This is a genomic window from Desulfogranum japonicum DSM 18378, assembly GCF_000429945.1.
GTDB lineage: Bacteria > Desulfobacterota > Desulfobulbia > Desulfobulbales > Desulfobulbaceae > Desulfogranum > Desulfogranum japonicum.
Map to the genome: position 1 here is coordinate 111,222 of NZ_AUCV01000019.1, position 7,322 is coordinate 118,543.

Sequence of the window (7,322 nt, forward strand, 5' to 3'; positions counted from 1 at the left end):
TGGTTACCCTATAATCTTCCAGGGATTTAAAATGGTGGCATTACTTGCAGTAAAATCACTTTCATTTCTTGTTACAATTATGAGGTTATTTGTAAGAGCAATAGCTGCAATTAAACTATCCACGGAAGCAAGAGGTGTCCCTCTTGTTTCAGCGTGGCCTTGTATATTTCCCCAAGTTTCTGCAACGATTAAATTGATTGGGAAGATTCGTGATTCATAATTTTCGAGTAGAGTGTTTAGCCAATCAATGAGTTGATTCTTCTTTTGGGAGTCAGGAAGTTTTGTAATTCCTTTACGTATTTCTCCAATAGTGATGACTGATAAAAATAATCTTTCACTGGGCGTTTGGTTTAACCAATTTATAACATTTTCATCTGGGGTAGGCCGAACAAGTTCTGATATAACGCAAGTATCTAATAAGTAGTTCAAAATTCAACACCTTTTGAGTAATCTCTTTGCCTTTTAAATTCAAAGTCACTGTCGATTTTTGGACAGTTTAGGAGAAACTCTTTGAGAGGTGGTTTCTTTGACGTAATTTTTTTGTATTCCTTTACGGATAGTATGACTACAGCTTCTTGCCCTCTGCGGGTTACATATTGAGGACCAACCTTTAAAGCATCATCTACGACTTGGCTGAATTTTGCTTTTGCATCCTGTAATTTCCATGATGTATTCATAACACCTCCTATTTTGACTTTACACTAGTCAGTCTAGTCATTTTCTGTCTAAAAGTCAATGGAAGGGCATGGATATGTTTTCAAAAAGGAATCGAGGTAGAACGGCCAGTTACCCGACCATCCTCTCGCAAATCTTATCTGCATATGTTTCCTTATGCGGGCTACATACTACTGTCATTCCCTTCCCCATGTGATCGGCCCTACCGTCTCAGAGTACTATGGAATGATCTGACTCCCTTTTACCCATCAGATGCTCTTCTTGTGGTTGATACATCTTACCTCAGTTTTGAGAGGAGATAAAAGGGCCTCCCAGGTAAGCGTAAACTCCGGGTTCCTGACACTTCTCTCATTACATGCCACGCTCTATGACCCCGGCAGTTCCTCCAGAATCTTGCCGTAACGATTCCTTTGTTCTGGCTTCCGATACGTTAAAATCGTCGCCAACTGCATTTTACTCTGACGAGGCTGAATTGCTTAAGGGAGGTACGTCTCCCATGCGGCCTGCAATGTTCCCTGTGTACGCTTCACGACTGTTGTTCGCCAAATGGCTCCGCGAGTCGCGCAACACTCGGTACGGGCTGCTGGCTAGGATTTGCCCGACAGGGACTTCCTGCTTTATAGCAGGTCACCCTGCAAGAAGCGCCAAGCTGCGCCTGACGCACTAATGGCCGAGCTGAGCGGCGATTTTGCCGTGATAATGGGCCGCTTGCGGACTGATTATCACGGTAAAATCGTCCGCTCGAGTGATTGGTTGTCGCGTAGCGCAGCGAAGCGATTACCAAGCGCTTGAGCGGATTCCGCTCAGCTCGGCCATTGTCGAGTCCGCGCAGCGGAGTCGACAACGCTTCGCATAACCGGCTGGCAATGGAGCGCAGCGAAATAGCCAGTCCGAGTTTATGCGGTTGTTAGACGTTTAGATTACTAGTCTTCCCGGTCTTTGTGATCGTTAATTATCCGTTCAGCCTCGCGGTCGTAGCTGTCCGCTAAACCTCTCAAGGTAACGGCAAATCGTTGAAACCCTGCGTTCTCTACTTCCTCGGCTTTATTTCGGAACTGTTCAGCCAGTTCTCTCTCCGGTTTTCCGGTTGGGTCAACGACATGAATTCCCCGCGAGTTGTATGTCCCTGTCCTGAAACCGTCGCGCATGTCATCAGCTTCGCGGTCATTCAGTGCGGCAGCGACAGTGCGGTGTATCCATAAGCCGCCTGGATCGGTTGGGGTATGAATCAATACTTCGCCAATATTGATGAGTGCAACTTCCAGGTGGCCGGATTCAGAACATATTTCCTTTACCTTTTGGAGCCATTCACTGAAGTGCTCTTCACTGAACTTTCCATCTTTTTGTGTTCCCGGCGGTGTCTTCCACTCATACAGGAGCCGCCAGGCATTTGTTGCGATTGCCTTTGATTCCTCGGTTGGCTCTCTAGACGGCTGATCTTCGTTTTTGGATCGGTAGATCAGTCGAATTGCCTCGCAAAAGAACTCTGGGTCATTGGCCAGTCTGCTTTCAAGGAGTTGGGGGGCGGCACCTCTATGACGATCAAGCAAGGGAACATAAGCCCACTCGACTCTAAAAAGGTCGTCCTGATTCACCGAAGGCTCTTCCTGAAGAAACTTGATCAGTTCGACCATGTGGTACCCGTCCATGGCGTAGCTGGGCTCACTCGAGGAAAGCGCGGCAAGCAACGCTCGAACGCATTGATCACTATCAATTGGCTGCTTGGCATGGCGCATCCTGTCCAGGCAGTTAATTGCCGCGTGTGGTCTGCCATGTTCAATTAGTTTCTCAATCGCAATGGCAAGATCGCCATCGGCCTGATAGGCATTCGCGCCGGTGCGGGTCCAATATTCATTCTCGTGCGCCTGAAGCCATTGGGAAGCGCGATCCCATGTTTCTTTTGCAAAAGGCAAACAAACCAGGAATTGTCCTACTTGCTCGGGCGTCCAATCTGATTTATCCAGGTTGTCACTCCACTCCCAGCCTTCGAGATGGTAACGCCGCCAGATAAAACCACTCACCAATGCTTTGTGCTTATTGTCCGCTGAATCCAGGAATGGAGGCAAAAGGGTTTGCTCAATGACTGAATCGGCAAGAACGCCAAGCGCCTGCCCAACCTGACCGGGTGAAGCAACAGATTCGGCAAATCGGACAACACCTTCTGCGCCATCTCGCTGAAAGATTTCCGAAATGGCTGTTTCGCGCCGGGTGTCGAGTTTCTTTCGCTGCTCCTCCCAGTCGCCGTTCTCTTCGTAGAGTTCAAAGTCACGATCTGAAAAAAGGTGCTGATATAAATTGAACGGGTTAGTTGGGGCGAGTTGCTCGGCAACTTGTTCAATGCGGGTAATCAGTTCGTCGGGCAAGGCCCAATTCGCATCGGAGAATCGTCGGTGCCTATTTGTGAATTTCGTGAGATGGTCCCAAATCGAAAGTCGTTGCTCTTCTGATAGTTCAATAATGGGTTGGGAGGCAAGAGCCTGGAGAAGCTGATCAAAAGAGGGTTCTGGCAGGTTATCAAAATGATCAATCAATGCGGAAAGCCGAGCGGGATCTTGACCAGCGGCAACCACCGCAAGTTCCGCGTAAAAAGATGCCTGCTGCCAGTATTCTTGATGAGTAACCCCTTTTTCCCAATCATCGGGGATGGTTTTGCGCCAGCTTGGTTTGTGCGATCCAGAGGAGATCTGGTGTTGACCGGGCAGCAGTTGAATGATCAGATTCCAGGCGATATCCGGCCATTCATTAAGTATCGTCCGCACCGCCACCTTACGTTTGTCAATAGATGCCAGCGTTTGCGGAAGCCAGGGCAGCAAAATGGTTGCAAGCGAATTGGATGGACGATTTGCCCACTGACCGCCGGGGTCATGGCTGGCAAGTTCACCAAGCGCAACACAGACACGAACCAGATATTGTTCATCCCAAGCCAGCCCTTCCAACGCCCAGAGCAGGCCGGTTAAATAATTGCCTCCGGTGATGCCGTTGCCTTCCTGGGAGAAAAGCTCATCAAAAGGACAGGGTGTCAGACGCATCGCTTTCTCGACAGCATCAAGAAATTCACCTAGGGCAGCTTCGGCCAGAGTAGGCAGCAAACCGTTCAGGCTGCCCCACAAAATCCAGTCAGCATCGGTCAGAAGTTCACGTATCACCAATATGCAGGTTGCTTCAGCTTTTCCTTGCGAGCAGTTAGCACACGCCTCCGGTTGGCTACCCAGAATGGCCAAGCCCTCGGCAATACCTTTTCGCAACACGTGTGAACAATTCAGCACCTTACCATGAATGTTTGCCGCATAACGTTCTTCGGCGGGCAGTTCAAAAGCGGGGTCTGGTTCTTTTAGTACAGAAACAGCAAGCGATTTAAACGTATCGAGGTTCTGATCAAAGATGCGTGTTCCCAGTAGGCTCCAAAGCTTGGCTCGATTAACAACTTTCCAGATGCCGTTTCTGAGAGACAACGGACTGTCAGGGCAGTGTAATATTTCCCGCGCCTTCCTTAACCACTCGTCATAACTGATGTCGAGAAGTTGGGTTATCGCCTCAAGATCACATTGACTTTTGTCTCGCCAAGAGCCGATCAAAACCGCCAAGGCCAGATAGGTGGCGTCCGGGTGCTGGGTCCAATCGGTTTTAGGTTTCTCCTGTACCGCCTTGAATTCTTCGGGCATTTCCGCTACGGCCTTTTGCTTAAATGCTTCCAGAAGGTCGTCCGGAAACTTGCCGGGCGTGATCGTACCAGCATCTTGATTCCATGTTTGTACAATATCGACAACACGTGACCAGACCCACTGCTGATGCCGCTGCTGGAATTGGGAAATATGGGAATGCAGCAGAGACAGGACAACACCGAACTCGTTACCAAGATCGTAACCAAGCAGATGAAAGTTGTTCAGGAAGTCATAGAGTTCTTCCCTTGAAACATCGTTGCCACCGTTTGCTGCTTTTAGGTGGTACTGAATGACCTCCAGTTTCTCGGCACTCTTGGGTGGGCTGAAATTCGATTGCTGGACATTTCTGAAAAACTCATCAACGTTTTTGGTGTGCCTCGCCTGGTTTAGCAACCATTGCACGTTGTGCGCATCGGTTGCGCTGAGCGGTCCTGTGATCAGGGCAATAATATCCTTATCTCGTGTGAACACCTTAGGATTTTTGAAATCATTCCAGGCGGCCTGCATCACCTCCCCAAATAGGGTGCTGCCCTGCGTGATGGCGATGGAGTGCTTGACCTGCCCGAGAAGTTTACGCCGCTCCTTGCTGTTCACGTTTTCTACGACAACAACAAGGTCGTCTGTATCAAAGCCGTCAATCTTGCCTTGAAGTTTGATTTCGGCAATAGGCCAGCAGGGAAGACAGGGAGCGTGCCCACCGGTAAGCATCAGCGCGACAAAGGACGCTTGGACATGCGCTTCAAAATGGACGCCGCCACCCCCGGTGGAGAATGGATTGCTTAGTTTTTTCTTCTTAGCCATCTACGGCTTCCCCCGGATTCTCATGCCTAACGTGGAGCTCAGTGGTTTGCGGATTAATAGCAAGATGCTCGTATAACAATTGAAAAACTTAGAAGCACTATACTTTAAAAAACCGCCGACCTCAGCAAATCCACTGGAGCGCCTCGTTATGTCTTTATATATTTGGTTTTACCAATAAGGTTTAGTATCTCATTGGCTTGTTCATGGTCATCATCTCTATTTGCTTCTTCTAAAAGCTTTCTCACTTTTTTTATTGATTTCTTTCCCTTAGAAAGGGAAAGCAAATTCATGAGACTTAGCCAGTATAAAGCATTTTCTCTTGTTCTTGGACACGTTTTCGAAGGATCACAAGTGCTAATTTTCTTGCAAAATCAAAGTTTTGTTTCGTTCCATAACCAAACAAATGACACAACCCGACCTCTAAAAGAGAATCATAATCACCCATTTGGACAGATTTATTGTACCAGGTAAAAGACAATTTTGGCTTTTCGAGGTCTCTATAAATTGAACCAAGATTATGAGCAGCAGCAAAGGAACCTTTTTTTACTGCTTTTTTTGCCCAAAAAATTGCTTTGCCAAAATCACGTTTTGTTCCTACACCAGTGCTCAAAGCATTTGCCAACGCTAATTGGGAACCTTCATTTCCTTGTTCTGCGGAAAGGAGAAACCATCTGAAAGCTTTTTTAGGCTTTGGCTTTACTATTATTTGGCCTGATTGATTTACCAAACCTTCATCATAGTAAAAACCTACTTCCCATTGCGCTTCAGCGTCACCTTGGTGGGCATTTGCGAGAAGTTTCTTCCATTGTGATTTACTTTCTATGGGCATTGTATTTTTTTTTGGGGGGGGGACATAACGTTTGCATTATGGGCGGCAAGGCTGCGTGGAAATTGACTTCGAATGATCTAAGACCTTGGAGCGTAGTATGATTCTTAAAATTACCGCCGAGTTTTTGCCGTCCCTTTGATGCGATTATTATACTATATATTACTTTATTACTTCAGCCCAAAAAATAGAAAAAGGAACCAATACTGTAAATATTGTCGCAAATATGAACAATTTATTTCTATATTTAATCCCTTTTTCATTCAGTTTTGAACTTAAGAAAATCAAAATAAATGGATTTAAATATGTATCAAACCAAAGATGTACATTTTCTTTTCTGTTTTTAATTATTTTTATAACCAAATAGGCGCAAACACACCAAACAGCTATGGTAGCAGCAAAATATAATATAGCAAGTATTTTAAGTATTTCATTTTTCATGAAAATAGTTTCATTTTCCACCTATGTTTTATATTTCAAAATAATCGAGGTAGGACGGCCAGTTACCCGACCACCCCCTCGCAAATTCCTGCGTGCGGTTTTCCCGCACAAGGCTCCTCGATATTGCTCGCTTCGTACAAGAGTATATACACTCTCTTTGCTGTTCCCCTCAGTGAGGTTTGCTTGCAGTATTCGGCCTTTCTTTTCCGTAAAAATTTCCTTTGCGGGCTACGCAATACCGTCATCCCCTTCCCCATGTAACCGGCGTTACCGTCTCAGAGTACTATGAGATGATCTGACTCCCTTCACTTCATTTACCCGTTAGACTGCCCTACCTCATCTGTGAGGAGGTGGAAGGGTCTCCCAGGTTCCTGACACTTCTCTCAGTACATGCCACGCTCTCTGACCCCGGCAGCCCCTCGGGAATCTTGCCATGACGATTCCTCTGTTCTGGCTTCCGGCACGTTAAAACCGTCGCCAACTGCTCGATACTCTTACGAGGCTCAATTGCTTCAGGGAGGTACATCTCCCCTGCGACCTTCACTGTTCCCTGTGTACGCTTCGCAACTGTTGTTCACCGATAGGTCGGTTCCGCCAGTCACGCAACACTCGGTACGGGCTGCTGGCTAGGCCTTGCCCGATACGGACTACCTGCATGATCACTGCAGGGCACCATATAAGAAGTGCCAAGCTGCGCCTAGCGCACCAACGTAGCGTTCACTGGCCCGCGCTGTTTGCGGGTCCAGTGGAACAATTGGTGTACGCCCGGCATGGGCGTGATCTAATGGGGTGCAAGTCCCCTGTATGTAAACCCTGTTACTGTCGAGATGACAGGAACATAAATACTAGCCGAAAGCAAGGGCGATCTCGCGAGGGTTCGTCTGAAGGAAGCTGGAGTGCAGGTAAGCGAGGTACGA

5 protein-coding genes are annotated in these 7,322 nt (G+C 47.4%); all 5 read right to left on the reverse strand.

Annotated elements, in window-relative coordinates:
• Positions 1 to 3 precede the first annotated feature (3 nt).
• Complete coding sequence (locus G493_RS0110425; protein WP_028580333.1) at positions 4 to 429, reverse strand: type II toxin-antitoxin system VapC family toxin; 426 nt, start codon at positions 427 to 429, stop codon at positions 4 to 6.
• Positions 426 to 677, reverse strand: coding sequence for a type II toxin-antitoxin system Phd/YefM family antitoxin (locus G493_RS0110430; protein WP_028580334.1), 252 nt, complete (start codon positions 675 to 677; stop codon positions 426 to 428). Before G493_RS0110430 ends, G493_RS0110425 begins: the two co-directional genes overlap by 4 nt.
• A gap of 921 nt (positions 678 to 1,598) precedes the next feature.
• On the reverse strand, positions 1,599 to 5,138 hold the full coding sequence (locus tag G493_RS0110435; protein WP_028580335.1) for a hypothetical protein: 3,540 nt from the start codon (positions 5,136 to 5,138) through the stop codon (positions 1,599 to 1,601).
• Positions 5,139 to 5,433: 295 nt separating this feature from the next.
• Positions 5,434 to 5,967 carry a tetratricopeptide repeat protein gene (locus tag G493_RS0110445; protein WP_028580336.1) on the reverse strand — a complete coding sequence of 178 codons (534 nt, stop codon included), beginning with the start codon at positions 5,965 to 5,967 and terminating at the stop codon, positions 5,434 to 5,436.
• A gap of 159 nt (positions 5,968 to 6,126) precedes the next feature.
• Positions 6,127 to 6,405: a hypothetical protein gene (locus tag G493_RS0110450; protein ID WP_028580337.1), complete on the reverse strand. Its 279-nt coding sequence runs from the start codon at positions 6,403 to 6,405 to the stop codon at positions 6,127 to 6,129.
• Positions 6,406 to 7,322: the final 917 nt, after the last annotated feature.